Here is a 14,060-nt window from a genome sequence, read left to right as displayed (position 1 = left end):
TTGCTTGGTTTTGCAGGTCTAATGGCATCCGAAGCGGGGGTACCGCGGCCACTGGGTCGCGGTTGAGACATACCCTTCGAACCTGATCCGGCTCATACCGGCGTAGGGAAGCTTCGTGTGCCGCCAGTCGATGTGCCCGTGATGGGCCAGGGCCGGCTGGCGTACGCCTTCGCTTCGTTCCGTCATGCGAATCCCTCGCGTGGCCTTCGCACCCCGCGTGTGGATAGACAGGACGAATGCCAATGAACGCACAGCCCAGCCTGCAGCAACAGGCCCAGCAACTCTCCGAGTCGGTGACCCGGCCGATTCCCGGTTCGCGCAAGATCTTCGTCGGCGGCTCGCGCCCGGACCTGCAGGTGCCGATGCGTGAGATCGCGTTGACCCGCACGCCAACCTTGTTTGGCGGCGAAGAGAATCATCCGGTCACCGTGTATGACACCTCCGGCCCATATACGGATCCGCAGGCCACTATCGATCTGGCAGCGGGGCTGGCAGCGGTGCGCACAGCCTGGATCGAGGAGCGCGGCGATACCGAGCAGTTGGCCGGGCTCAGTTCCGAGTTCGGCCGTGGCCGTCAGCACGATGCCAGACTCGATGCCGTACGTTTCCCCGCCCGCACGCTGCCGCGACGTGCCATCGGCACCGCCAATGTCACCCAGATGCACTACGCGCGCCGTGGCATCGTTACCCCTGAGATGGAATACGTCGCCATCCGCGAGAACCAGCGGCTGGACGCGGTGCGTGATGCCGGTCTGCTCGCGCAGCATCCGGGGCAGAGCTTCGGCGCCAACATCCAGCAGATCATCACGCCAGAATTTGTACGCGATGAAATCGCGCGCGGCCGTGCGGTGCTGCCGAACAACATCAACCATCCCGAGTGCGAGCCGATGATCATCGGCCGCAACTTCCTTACCAAGATCAACGCCAACATCGGCAACAGCGCGGTGTCATCCGGTATCGCCGAGGAAGTGGAGAAGCTGGTATGGGCGATTCGCTGGGGTGGTGACACGGTGATGGATCTGTCTACCGGCAAGCATATCCATGAGACGCGCGAGTGGATCGTGCGCAACTCGCCGGTGCCGATTGGCACTGTGCCGATCTACCAGGCGCTGGAAAAAGTCGATGGCCGCGCCGAAGCGCTGACTTGGGAGATCTTCCGCGACACCTTGATCGAGCAGGCCGAGCAGGGCGTGGACTACTTCACCATCCATGCCGGTGTGCTGCTGCGGCATGTGCCGCTGACGGCCAAACGCGTCACCGGCATCGTCTCGCGCGGTGGCTCGATCATGGCCAAGTGGTGCCTGGCACATCACAAGGAGAACTTCCTTTACACGCACTTTGAGGACATCTGCCAGATCATGAAGGCGTATGACGTCTCCTTCAGTCTCGGTGACGGCCTGCGCCCGGGTTGCATTGCCGATGCCAATGACGCGGCGCAGTTCGGCGAATTGGAAGCGTTGGGCGAGCTGACCAAGATTGCATGGAAGCACGATGTGCAGACCATCATCGAAGGTCCCGGCCATGTGCCGATGCAGCTGATCAAGCAGAACATGGACAAGCAGCTGCAGGAGTGCGGTGAAGCACCGTTCTACACGCTGGGGCCCCTGACCACCGATATCGCGCCTGGCTACGACCACATCACCAGCGCGATTGGTGCGGCGATGATTGGCTGGTACGGCACCGCGATGCTCTGTTACGTAACGCCGAAGGAGCACCTGGGTCTGCCCAACCGGCAGGATGTGCGCGACGGCATCATGGCGTACAAGATCGCCGCGCACGCCGCCGATCTTGCCAAGGGCCATCCGGGCGCACAGGTCCGTGACAACGCCTTGAGCAAGGCGCGCTTCGAGTTCCGCTGGGAAGATCAGTTCAACCTCGGCCTGGATCCGGAGAAGGCCAAGGAATTCCATGATGAGACGCTGCCGAAGGATGCGCACAAGCTGGCCCACTTCTGCTCGATGTGCGGCCCACATTTCTGCTCGATGAAGATCACCCAGGATGTGCGTGAGTACGCCGCCGAGCAGGGGCTGGATGAGGCGCAGGCGCTGGCGACCGGGATGGCCGAGAAATCGGCGCAGTTCCGCGAGCAGGGGGCGCAGGTCTACCGGGTCGAATAAGCCGGTGCGTCGGGGCCGGGCATCCACGCGGGTGCCCCGGCCATCGCTTGACGCCAGCGTGGCTACGGACGTGGTAGCGTGCAGCCGTCCACACCAGGGGTAGACCATGAAACTTCGTTTTGTTTCTCTGCTTTTCGTCTTGTCCACGCTGCTCCTGCTGGGCGCCTGCGCCAGCACCCCGCGCGTCGCCAGCCAGGCAGATCCTACTGCCGATTTTTCGAGCTACCGCAGCTTCGCGTTCTTCAGCCCGCTGGCGCTTGAGCAGCACGGCTATACCACCATCACCAGCAACCGTATCCGCGCCGCGGTGCGCGCGCAGATGGAGTCACGCGGTTACCGCTTCGATGAAGCCAATCCGGACCTGTGGGTGAACCTCAACGCCTATCTGCAGGACAAGACGCAGGTCACCACGATGCCGGAAGTGGATTACGACTATTACTACAGCTATCGCGCCCGCGGCTATGTCGCCGTGCCGTACTGGCGCGACCGTACCGACGTGCGCCAGTACACCGAGGGCACCTTGAACGTGGATGTGGTGGATGTACGGAAGAAGCAACTGGTTTGGGAAGGCGTTGCGGTCGGCACGGTCGGGCGGCTGAAGCCGGAACAGCGTGGTGAGCGCATCGATGCGGCGGTGGCGGCGATCTTTGCCACCTATCCGTACCGCGCCGGGATGGCAGCCAGCCCGACCCCCTGAGATCCGCGCCTGCGGGCCTTGGTTCAACTACACCGCTCGGCACTGGCACTGAAGGGATGCATATGCACTCGCGCTTGAGGTGGATCGTGATGGCGCGCAGGCACCCGTCGGCGTGGTTGCTGGCGGTGCAGCTGCTTGGCGTGCTGCTTTATCCGGCGATGGAGCATATGCCGGCCGGACGCGCGCTGTTCGGCGCGTTCGGCATGCTGGTGCTGGGTTTGGCGGTATGGGTGGTGCGGCGTAGCCCGCTGCTGTTGTGGCTGGCGTTGACGCTGGCGATCCCGGCGGTGGTGTTCTCGATCGCCGGCGCATTGTTGGGGCGCCATTCGCTGATCGCGGTAGCGCAGGCGTTTGAGAGCCTGCTGTATTTCTATACTTCCTGCAGCCTGATTGCCTACATGCTGCAGGACCACAAGGTGACGCGAGACGAGCTGTTTGCAGCCGGCGCCACCTTTACATTGCTGGCTTGGGCATTCGCGTTTGCCTATTCAGTATGCCAGCACGTCTATCCGGGCAGCTTTGTAGCCACCAGCGAAGGCGATTTCAGGAGCTGGGTCGAGCTGCTTTATCTCAGCTTCAGCTTGTTGTCAGGGGTAGGCCTGAGCGACGTGGTTCCTGTGCATCCACAGGCACGTGCGTTGGTGATGTTGGAGCAGTTTGCAGGCGTTATGTACGTTGCGTTGGTGGTTTCGCGGCTGGTTGGGCTGACCATCTACAAGGCGGAAAAAACTGAACGCTAGATAAAAAAATCGCGCCAGAAGGCGCGAATCATGTAACTGATTATGTAATTTCGTCGGCGAGAGAGAGCCTGATGTCGTCCACGTTTGGCACGTGGGGAACTTCATTAGAGTAATATCTGTTCCAGATAAAACATTTGCTCTGTGCGTTGATGCCTTTTGCGGAATTTGGCGGCTTGTAAGGGTTTGGACCCGGAAAGCTGGACACAGGATTCGTGTCCGCCAGCGATTTTGAAAGACCGCGATGGCAACGAACCCCAACGAAAAACCTAGCTCTGACCGACTGCGCGTCGGTGAGTGTCTTGTGGTGCTTTCCTCTCGTGAGGTGCATCTGCCAGGGACACGCAAGATCCAGCGGCTCACGCCCAAGTCGGTGGGGGTGTTGCTGGCGCTTGCGCGTAAGCCAGGCCAGGTCGTGACCCGCGACGAGCTGTTTGCCGAGGTCTGGCCGGACACCATGCCGACCAATGACGTACTGACCCAGGCGGTAACCCAGTTGCGCAAGGCGTTTGCTGCAAGCGGGGCAGGCGAGGGTGCGCCTTATATAGAAACCATCGCCAAGACCGGATATCGCCTGCTTGCCACGGTGGTTTGGGAGTCGGGCCCGGATGTCGCGGCTGTTGATGTGCTTGAGAGTACCGATGCGCCAGTTGCTGATTCATCGCCTGCAGACGCACGCGGAGCAACGCGCTACAAGCGTCGCAAGGTGCGTCGCTATGGTCTGTTGGTAATCGGCATTGCCTTGTTGCTCAGCACGCTGGTGATGGCATGGTTGTTGTGGGAGCGTGATGCGCCTTCGCAGATGGACGCAACGGTTGCCGAGGGCAACCGGGTGGTAGGCAGTCCTGCGCGCCCTTATCGGTTGATTACCGCTACCGAAGACGTTGAGGTCAATCCTTCACTCTCACCTGATGGTGCGTTGGTTGTGTTCGCGCGCGAGAAGGACAACAGTTCCAGCTTGTGGATACAGAGCGTAAGCAACGCGACCGCCACGCCCCTGCTGGTTACGCCCGCCGGGGCCTCGGATCGCTTCCCGGTGTGGTCGCCAAATGGCCGCAATATCGCCTTTGCGCGCTTCCTCGCGCAGGGCGACTGCGAGGTGTTGGTAGTCTCGGCGACCGGTAACGGCTTGCGCCGTGCCACGCGTTGCGATGGTGCCGACATGCTCAGCTTTGACTGGGCACCGGACGGTGCGAGTCTGCTATTCGGCTCCATGACCGGCCGGTATGCCAGCCGCGGCATCCGCAGTCTGGACCTCGCATCGGGGCGCTGGTCATCGTTGCAGTACGAGATGGGGGCCGACGATTTCGACTATGCGCCGCGCTACTCGGCGGACGGGAAAAAGATTGGTTTCGTTCGCAATCCCCAGGTAGGGGACATGTGGGTGATGGAGGCCGACGGCGGCAATGCGCAGCGCTTGACCGACGAGGCCGCCGAAATCAGAGGTTGGAGTTGGTTGGGCTCGGATGAAATGGTGTTCGGCCGCCGCATCGACAGCGAAGCACGCCTGTATCGTTTGGATGTGGCGACGCGCGCCCTGCGCGATATGGGCATTGACAACGCACAGAGCCCCGCGGTGTCGCGTGGCGGAGGCAACCTCGCGTTCATGCGCAGCCAGCCGCAGTACGGCCTGTTTCGCATTCCGCTGGGTTCCAATCCAGGCGCGCCGCAGCGGCTGTTTGCATCTTCGGCGCGGGATGGCCAGCCAATGGTCTCGCCTGATGGCGCGCAGTTGGCGTTCACCTCCGACCGTTCCGGTGCGTTTGCACTGTGGTGGGCGCGCCTGGGTGAACCTGCGTCTCTGCAGATGATCGAAGGAGTGCGTCCTGAGGCCCGGCAGCCCATGGACTGGTCTGGCGATGGACGGCGCCTGCTGGTGACCGGACGTGATGCTGACGGTTCACCGGGCATTTATGAGGTGGCGCCTGAGGAGGGGCACTGGGTGAAACTGGCGGTGCCTGTACGTGAGCCGCTGCAGGCGGTCTATGGGCCTGCCGCCGATACATTGCTGGTGGTGGAGCGCGGTGATGATGAGCGGATGGCATTGACCTTGTTTGATCGCAGTCAGCAGCCTTGGAAGCGCTTGGCATCATTGGAAGGTGTGTCGCAGGTGCGCTACGACAATGCAGGGCAGCGCGTGTTGTTCACGCGGTTGGCCAGTGGCGGGCTTTGGCAGGCGGCACCGAATTTGAGCCAGGACAGTGTGAAGGTCGTGCACGCTGAGCTGCCAAGTCGCTGGCGTTACCGCGCTTGGGCCGTGGCTGCCAGCGGTGCCGTGGAATACCTGGACATCAGCCGGGATTGCAGTAGCCGTCTCACTGCCTTCGTCGGTGATGGCAGCAGTCAGTGTTTGGATACCAGTCGCTTCAGTGCGAGCAATGGTCTGAGCCTGGCGCCGGATGGGAAGGCTGTTTTCATCGCCTTGGCTGCCGCTGACAACGCTGATATCGGAATGATGCGCATTCCGCAACGTGCGCCGCGACGGGTAATGGGCCTGGCTAAGTGGTTGTCGCCGTAGGAATTTGTGGCTTCGGAAATTTTTCGTAGGCTTTATCGGGAAGATTTCGCAGCATTCTCGCCAGACTTTCCTGACCCTCGTCGCCAAAGTTGGCAAAACGTTCGCTCAATAAGAGCAAACGATGGTGTGCGACATGCGACAGGTTTCCTGGGTGGATCGTGGTCAGTCGGTATCGTTCGAGAAGCCTGCGGAAGATGGTCCGCGGCCAGCCTGTGTGGGCGTGGCGCGACTGGGCAGCCTGCAGACCTCGGGCACCGTGTTCACTGTTTGGCTGCAGTTGCGTGGCACTGCCTGGGTCGAATCCAAGGAAGGCAAGTTCCGCCTGCGCCAGCGCGAGTGGATCGCCTTTGAGAAGGAATCACGCCCGCTGATCCAGGCCGGCCGTGATGGCATGTGCATCGGGATCAGTCTGGATACCGATGCGCTGCGCATGCTCGGTACCCTGGCCGACTGCAGCGTCTATACCGGTCGTGGCCGCATGAGTCTGAGCGAAGCACGTCTGGCGCTGCGCCTGTGGCGCGAGGCGCAGGCACCGGGCGCGACCATTCATCAATTGCGTCCGCTGCTGCTGCATCTTGCCTCCCTGCAGCGCGACCTCGCCGGCACCGTGCAGCGTTGCCCGGGCCGTTCGCGCATCCGCAAGCGTCAGGTGTTCGGCCGCATGCAGCGTGCGCGCATGTATCTGGAAGGCAACAGCCACCGCGTTGTGCGTATTGGTGAGCTGGCCGAGCTGACCAACTTCTCCAGTTGGTACCTGTCCAAGACCTTCCAGAGTCTGTATGAAGAGAGTCCGCAATCCTTGTCGGCACGGCTGCGGCTGGAGCGTGCGGCGATGCTGTTGCGTGATACCGACATGATGATCGGCGAAGTGGCCTCTGCCAGCGGTTTTGACAACTGCTGCAGTTTTGCACGGGCGTTTCGCGCACGTTTTGGAGCATCGGCCACGCAGTACCGGGAGCTGCCGGAAGCGTTGAAGCCAGACTCGGCAAAGATTAAGGATGGCTCACGCAAAACCAAGGTGGCAGTACGAACGTAACGTTCAGGGGTGTTTAACACACCGCTAACTTTGTCGTTTGTTTAGCTCTTTGGAGAGATTGATGAAGCTTCGTAATTCTGCAGTGCGGTTGGGCTTGCTCCCGGCCGGCATTGCTATTGCCTTGACCCCCTCTTTTGCTTCGGCGCAGGAAGCTGCTGCCGGTGCGACCACCCTGGATCGCCTGGAAGTCACTGGTTCGCGTATCCGCTCGGTAGACGTTGAGACCGCCCAGCCGATCTTCACTGTGTCCTCCGAGGACATCAAGCGTTCGGGCCTGGTCAGCGTTGGCGACATCCTGCAGAACCTGACCGTGTCGGGCACCCAGACCTTCTCCAAGGCTGCCGTGCTGGCATCCAACCCGGAGCAGGGTGGCCAGTACGCCAACCTGTACAACCTGGGTGAAATGCGCACTCTGGTGCTGGTCAACGGTAAGCGTTGGAGCTCCAGCCTGGCTGGCTTCACCGATATGTCGACCATCCCGAGCTCGCTGATCGAGCGCATCGAAGTGCTGAAGGATGGCGCCTCCGCCATCTACGGCTCCGACGCAATCGCCGGCGTGATCAACATCATCCTGCGCAAGGATTTCGAAGGCGCTGAAGCATCGGTCTACTACGGCCAGAACAGCGGCGGCGATGGTGCCAAGACCCAGTACAACCTGACCTTGGGCGCGGTTGGCGAGCGTTCGTCGATCATGCTGGGCGCTTCCTACACCAAGGAAGATCCGGTGTGGGCGAAGGACCGTGCGCTGACCCGTTACACCTATGGTCCGGGCCACGCTGAAGACGGCCTGAGCCCGGCTGGCCCGTGGGGTCGCTTCACCGATCCGCGTGCCGCTGGCACCGCCGGTGCAGGCGTTTACAAGAACAATGCTGACGGCACCCAGACCTGGGTTCCGAACACCTGGGCAATCAACCACACCGGTTCGTGGAACACCGCCATCGGCCAGGGCGCTGACTCCAGCGACTTCAACAACTATCACCTGATCAACGGCGACGATTACTACAACGCCACGCAGCAGATGATGTTGAACCAGGGTTCGGAGAACAAGTCGGTCTTCGCCGCTGGTACCTACGACATCAACGACAACATGCGTTTGAAGTCGACGGTGATGTACTCGGAGCGTGACTCCAAGCGTCAGATCGCCGGCTACCCGCTGACCGGTACTTCGCAGAAGAACTTCCCGGTTGTCATCAGCAAGGACAGTGTCTACAACCCGATGGGTATGGACATCGCCAACTGGGGCCGTCGCATTTTTGAAATGCCGCGCATCAGTGAGAACAACGTCAAGTCGTTCCACTTCGACGCCGCCATTGAAGGCACGTTCGATTTCAACGACCGTCCGTTCGACTGGGATGTGGGCCTGAACTACAACCAGTACGACGTCACCGAAACCAGCAGCGGCAACATCAACCTGCTGGCGCTGCAGAAGGCCCTGGGCCCGTCGTTCATCAACAGCGCCGGCGTCGCGCAGTGCGGTACCGCTGCCAATCCGATCGCGCTGGGCACCAGCGCCGCGCTGGGCCAGTGCACCCCGTTCGACGTGCTGGGTGGCGCTTCGGCAGCCACGCCGGAAGCACTGAAGTACATCAGCACCCTGCTCAACGCGACCTCGCAGAGCAAGAGCAAGCAGTACTTCGCCAATATCACCGGTGGTTTGTTCGACATGCCGGGCGACGCAGGCGAACTGGCGTTTGCAGCTGGTTATGAGCACCGCGAAGTCAGCGGCTACGACCACCCGGATGCGCTGTCCTCGTCGGGTTACACCACCGACCTGGCTGCTGGCGCTGCTTCGGGCAAGTACAAGGCCAATGAGTTCTATCTGGAATTCATGATCCCGCTGCTCAAGGATCTGCCGGGTGCGCAGGAACTGTCGCTGGATATCGCCAGCCGTTACTCGGACTTCGACAAGTTCGGCGACACCATCAACAGCAAGTTCAGCCTGACCTGGCGTCCGATCAACGACCTGCTGGTGCGTGGTACCTATGGTGAAGGCTTCCGTGCCCCGACCATGGACGACACCTTCGGTGGCGGTTCGCAGACCTTTGATCGCTTCACCGATCCGTGCGATGCACAGTTCGGCATGCTGGGCGATGCCCGCGTTGCCGCCCGTTGCCAGGCCGAAGGCCTGAGCTCGACCTACCGTCAGACCGATGCTGCAGGCAAGCCGATCACCGCGCGTGACACGCAGGCCAATGCTGCATTCCAGTCGGGCGTGGGTAATGACCAGCTGCAGCCGGAAACCAGCAAGACCCGCACCGTGGGTCTGGTGTACAGCCCGAGCTATGTCCCGGGTCTGGACGTCTCGCTGGACTGGTACAAGATCACCGTTGATAACGTGATCACCGCCGTCTCCGCCAACTACGTGCTGGGCCAGTGCTACCAGAACGGCGTTGCGCAGTTCTGCGACCAGTACGGTCGTGATGCCACCACCGGTCAGGTCACCAGCCTGAGCCGCGGCAACGCCAATCTGGGCTCGCTGGAAACCGAAGGCTACAACTTCGGCGTCCGTTACCGCCTGCCGGAAACCGAGATCGGCACCTTCGGCGTCAACCTTGATGCCAACTACCTGAGCGCCTACCGCCAGCAGTCGACCAAGGGTGCCGAGTGGGACAACTACGCCGGTTACTGGAACTACCCGCGCGTGCGTGCAACCCTGGGCCTGAACTGGGCCAAGGACACGCTGTCGGCTAACTGGGGCATGCGCTACTACGGCGGCTTCCGTGATTACTGCTACGACGAAGGCGTGGAGTGCAACGAGCCGAACTACAAGACGCCGAACGGCGGCTGGGGTGGTGGCGAAGGTGCGAACAAGAAGGGTGCCATCGTGTACCACGACGTGTCCGTCACCTGGCAGGCTCCGTGGGATGGCAGCGTGACTGTCGGCGCCCGCAACGTGTTCGACAAGCAGCCGCCGATCACCTATTCGGTGAGCAACAGCAGCGCCTCGCAGATCGATCCGATGCTCGACTACGACCGCTTCCTGTTCATCCAGTACAACCAGCGCTTCTGATCCATCGAAGCACTGTGATGCATGACGAAGGGTGGGCCGCGAGGCCCACCCTTTTTCTTTGGGCAGCGATTGGTCCCGTAGTGCGGGCAAGCGTAGCCAGCTACGTACGAGCGGAGTAAGCGCAGGCAAATGCCAACACGCAGTCCACGTTCAACGCGCGAAAACACCAACGGCCGCTATGCGGCCGTTGTCATTCAATCCTGGTCCAGCAGCGCAATGAACCGCAGTCTCACGCCTCGAGGCTGACGCCCATAAGCTCATCGGCCATTGCCCGCCACTGCTCCAGCTTGGGTAGTACGCCGACGTTGGCCAGATACTGCTCATCAACAGCGGTACCGGCGGCCAGTGCAGTGGCAACGTGGACGGCACCGGCCACCCAGAAGCTGCGCACATTGGAGCGTCCCGGCTGCAGTTGGAAGGCGACCGCTTCGATGATCGGCATCGGCAGGCCCCACAGGCCCATCAGATAGGCGCCGGCCTCGGCATGGCCGGGGCGCGAGTCATCGGCATCGGCGGGCTGGCGCTCGTCGCGTACGCCGGGCAACAGCAGGCCGATGTCAGCCAGCAGTGCAGCCGTGGAGCCCAGCTCGGCGCTGGATGCAGGCAGCATCTTGGCGGCCAGGCGTGAGGCTATCAGTGCGCGTGATTGCAGTGCGTTGCGGTCTGGCCCGGACATGCCGGGCAGGGCGAATACTTCACTGGCCAGGACCAGATCGCGCAGGGTGGCCATGCCCAGGCGGGTGACCGCGCCACGCAGATCGGAAATGGCGCGGCCGCTGTTGAAGAACGCTGAGTTGGACAGCTGCAGTACCTTGGCAGCAATGGCCGGATCGGCTGCGATCAGCTTGGCAATCTCCGCAGAGTCGCTTTCCTCGTCTTCTTCCAGCGCGTGGGTCAGGCTGAGGTACAGGTGCGGCGGTGACGGCAGCTTTTCGATGCGGCCGATGGTCTGGCGCAGGTGCGGGCTGTCCAGCAGTTCGCGCAGCTCCTCCAGGCTGGTGAGTGCTTCAAGCAGCACTTCCGGGGCCAGTGGCAGCGGCAGGAAACGATGGGCCACGCCAATGATGCGGGCAGATGGCACGCGCTGGTTGTTGTCGCCGTCGATCAGTGCGATGCGGATGGTTTCCGGGCGCAGCGTGCGGATCTGGCCGAGCAGGGTGGCCGGGGCCAGGTCGGGCAGTACCGGCGCAACGATGATCGCGTCGATGGTGGCCGAGGACACCGCGACGATGGCGGCACTGCCATCCGGGACCGACTGTACTTCCCACTCATCGCCCAGATCGGCGACGTATTCAAGCAGCTCGGCCGACAGGTTGGCTTCGCCGCCGACTAACAGGATTCGCAAGACACTTCCCCTTGGACAAAACGCAAAAGCCGCACAAAAAACAGGCCGGAAACCGGCCTGTCAATGTAGCTGCTTGCTGGCAAAGGGTCATGCCCTCTACCAGGAAAACGTGATGGTTGTCGCTACGCAGGGCCTAGGATCACGGCCGCACGCAGCGCCAATCAGACGTCCTGTTCCTGGGTGGCAAGGTAGCTCTTGTGCGCTTCGACCAGGATGCGCTTGGCTTCGGCGGCATCGCCCCAGCCTTCGATCTTGACCCACTTGCCCTTTTCCAGATCTTTGTAGTGCTCGAAGAAGTGGCCGATGCGCTCCAGCCAGTGGCTGGACACCTGAGCGATGTCTTCGACGTGGGCGTAGCCGCTGAAGATCTTGGCGACCGGCACGGCGAGGATCTTCTCGTCGCTGCCAGCTTCGTCGCTCATCTTCAGCACGCCGACCGGGCGGCAGCGCACAACCGAGCCCGGGACCAGCGGCAGCGGCAGCACCACCAGCACGTCGGCCGGGTCGCCATCGCCACACAGGGTCTGCGGCACGAAGCCGTAGTTGCAGGGGTAGCGCATCGGCGTGGACAGGATGCGATCGACGAACATCGCGCCGCTTTCCTTGTCCATTTCGTACTTCACCGGCTCCGAATCCTTCGGGATCTCGACGATGACGTTGATTTCTTCCGGCGGGTTCTTGCCCGGCGAGACCAATTTCAGGCTCATTGCGCTGACTCCGAATCGTTGTTGGTTGAAAAAGAGCTCCATTCTACGCGCACCACTATTGCGGCGCACCAAACCCCAGCTGGCTGGAGAGCCACGGGTGGGCGCGGGGAACACACTGTCGCGCAATACATATGAGAACCATTATCATTATGCGGATATCCTTATCCGCCCAAGGCCGCCTGACGCAGGCGGCCTGCCTTGCCTTCACAGCCCCTCATGTCCAGCAACGCCACCACTTTGACCGAACTGCTGATCCGCGAACGCCCGGCCTTGCTGCGCCTGGTGCGCCAGATCCTCGGCAGCGATGGCGGCGCCGACGACGTCATCCAGGGCGTCTGGTTCAAGGTCCGCGGGGTCGGCAATGAGCCGGTGATCGGCAATCCGCGAGCCTACCTGTACCGGCTGGCCAGCAACCTGGCCACCGACCACGGCCGTGAACGCACCCGCCGGCTGCGCCTGCAGGCCGAGAATTACCTGTGGGGGCCGGACGAGGTACTGTCCACCGAGGAGCAGGTGATGGCGCAGGACGAGCTGGCGAGGGTGCTGGAAGCCGCCGAGCACCTGCCCGAGCCCACCCGCAGCATGTTCCGCCTCAACCGCCTGCAGGGGCTGACCCAGCCGGAAGTGGCGCGACGGATGGGGGTGTCGGTGACCACCGTCGAGAATCACCTGCGGCTGGCCCTGCAGCGCCTGGCCTGGGCGCGCAGCGGCGACTAGCGTTGCAGTTTCCCTTGGGGATGCGACGCTGCCAGTCGTCTTGTATTCCGTCCGTAGCCATTACCACCGTAATCACCTGAGCCAGCCCATGCGCCCGCCGTCATCCTCCGTCCCGCCCGAGAATCCCGTTGCGCAGCAGGCGCGCGACTGGCTGCTGCGGTTGGCATCGGGAACCATGGGCGTGCCCGACATGCAGGCGTTCGAGCAGTGGTTGTTGCAGCCCGGGCACCGCCATGCGTTTGAACATGAACGTGTGCTCTGGCGCAGCCTCGCTGCCCGCCCGCAGACCACGGTGCTGGTGCAGCGCCCGGTGCGGCGCACGCAGCGCCGCTGGTTGGGTGCGGTGGCGGTGCTGGCGTTGTTCTGCGGGGTGATGTCCGCGCCCGAACTGGCCCTGCGCATGCGTGCGGATTACCGCTCGGATGTGGCCATCCGCCATGTCAGTCTGCCGGACGGCTCAACCGCGGTGCTGGATGCCGGCGCGGCCATTGCCGTGCATTACGGCGAGGCCACGCGGCGTATCGAGCTGCTGCGCGGGCGCGCCTGGTTCGAGGTTGTACCGCAGGCCGACGCGCCATTCCGGATTACCGTCGGCGACGGCGTGGTGGAGGATATTTCCACGGCATTCGTGGTCAGTCGTGACGGTGATGATGTCGATACCGCGGTCGAACAGGGGCGCGTGCGGGTTGCGGCGCGCCCGGATCAAGGTTGGATGTACCTGCAGGCCGGGCAGACAGCTGGCTGGAGCAAAGGCGGGGTTGCCGAGCTGGGCGCGGGACTGGCACCAGATCACGTCGCAGCATGGCGACGCGGCGAGCTGCTGTTGGAAAACGTGCCGGTGACGCAGGTGTTGGCCGAACTGGGGCGCTATCGCCCTGGCCACGTCTTTGTACGTGGTGATCTGTCGGCGTTGCCGCCGATCAATGCCGCGTTGCGTCTGGATAAGCCCGAGCAGGCGCTGGATGCGCTGGCTGCAGGCAGTGGCTTGAGCGTGACGCGCCTGCCGTTTGGCATCGCCATCGTGCAGGCACAGGAAAACGAGCTGCCAGCGCGTCGCTAGCTGAGCTGGGCGATTGATCTTGGGGGTTTGCCCGGTTCATTCGTCTTAACCCCGACCGTACCTCAGCCGCCGCCACGTACGTCGAACCTCCGCCGCCTCATTGCGGCTTCGACAAC

At 62.5% G+C, this 14,060-nt stretch carries 10 protein-coding genes and 1 riboswitch; of the genes, 8 read left to right on the top strand and 2 right to left on the bottom strand.

The window, feature by feature from the left end; translation table 11 throughout:
- Positions 1-25 precede the first annotated feature (25 nt).
- A riboswitch (TPP riboswitch) is annotated at positions 26-127 on the top strand.
- 115 nt (positions 128-242) lie between these two features.
- From thiC to ACVOK8_RS05205, 6 genes are all read left to right on the top strand, one after another.
- Positions 243-2,117, top strand: a complete 1,875-nt coding sequence (gene thiC, locus ACVOK8_RS05230) for a phosphomethylpyrimidine synthase ThiC (RefSeq protein ID WP_481565904.1) — start codon at positions 243-245, stop codon at positions 2,115-2,117.
- A gap of 139 nt (positions 2,118-2,256) precedes the next feature.
- Positions 2,257-2,814, top strand: coding sequence for a DUF4136 domain-containing protein (locus tag ACVOK8_RS05225; protein ID WP_481565903.1), 558 nt, complete (start codon positions 2,257-2,259; stop codon positions 2,812-2,814).
- Between the two features lie 56 nt (positions 2,815-2,870).
- Complete coding sequence (locus tag ACVOK8_RS05220; protein WP_481565902.1) at positions 2,871-3,554, top strand: ion channel; 684 nt, start codon at positions 2,871-2,873, stop codon at positions 3,552-3,554.
- 241 nt (positions 3,555-3,795) lie between these two features.
- On the top strand, positions 3,796-6,069 hold the full coding sequence (locus ACVOK8_RS05215) for a winged helix-turn-helix domain-containing protein (RefSeq protein WP_481565901.1): 2,274 nt from the start codon (positions 3,796-3,798) through the stop codon (positions 6,067-6,069).
- 133 nt (positions 6,070-6,202) lie between these two features.
- A complete protein-coding gene (locus tag ACVOK8_RS05210; RefSeq protein ID WP_481565900.1) occupies positions 6,203-7,105 on the top strand; it encodes a helix-turn-helix transcriptional regulator in 903 nt (300 codons plus the stop codon).
- A 61-nt stretch (positions 7,106-7,166) separates the two neighbouring features.
- Entirely contained in the window at positions 7,167-10,115 is a 2,949-nt protein-coding gene (locus ACVOK8_RS05205; RefSeq protein ID WP_481565899.1) for a TonB-dependent receptor plug domain-containing protein, read from the top strand.
- A 229-nt stretch (positions 10,116-10,344) separates the two neighbouring features.
- On the opposite strand, the gene ACVOK8_RS05200 is transcribed toward ACVOK8_RS05205, so the two are convergent.
- Positions 10,345-11,460, bottom strand: coding sequence for an HDOD domain-containing protein (locus ACVOK8_RS05200; RefSeq protein WP_481565898.1), 1,116 nt, complete (start codon positions 11,458-11,460; stop codon positions 10,345-10,347).
- A gap of 161 nt (positions 11,461-11,621) precedes the next feature.
- Positions 11,622-12,167: an inorganic diphosphatase gene (gene ppa, locus ACVOK8_RS05195; protein WP_481511682.1), complete on the bottom strand. Its 546-nt coding sequence runs from the start codon at positions 12,165-12,167 to the stop codon at positions 11,622-11,624.
- Between the two features lie 216 nt (positions 12,168-12,383).
- Between ppa and ACVOK8_RS05190 the strand changes: the two genes are divergently transcribed.
- Both ACVOK8_RS05190 and ACVOK8_RS05185 read left to right on the top strand, forming a co-directional pair.
- The gene (locus ACVOK8_RS05190; RefSeq protein WP_481553341.1) at positions 12,384-12,884 is read left to right on the top strand and encodes an RNA polymerase sigma factor; all 501 of its coding nucleotides are present in this window, start codon (positions 12,384-12,386) and stop codon (positions 12,882-12,884) included.
- Between the two features lie 88 nt (positions 12,885-12,972).
- Positions 12,973-13,944 (top strand): FecR family protein, encoded by a 972-nt coding sequence (locus ACVOK8_RS05185; protein WP_481565897.1) that lies wholly within the window; start codon positions 12,973-12,975, stop codon positions 13,942-13,944.
- The last annotated feature ends 116 nt before the right edge of the window (positions 13,945-14,060 follow it).

It is taken from the genome of Stenotrophomonas sp. STEN083 (genome assembly GCF_056759195.1).
Note: the sequence above shows the minus strand (reverse complement) of the source record. Positions and strands in the feature narration are given on the sequence as shown.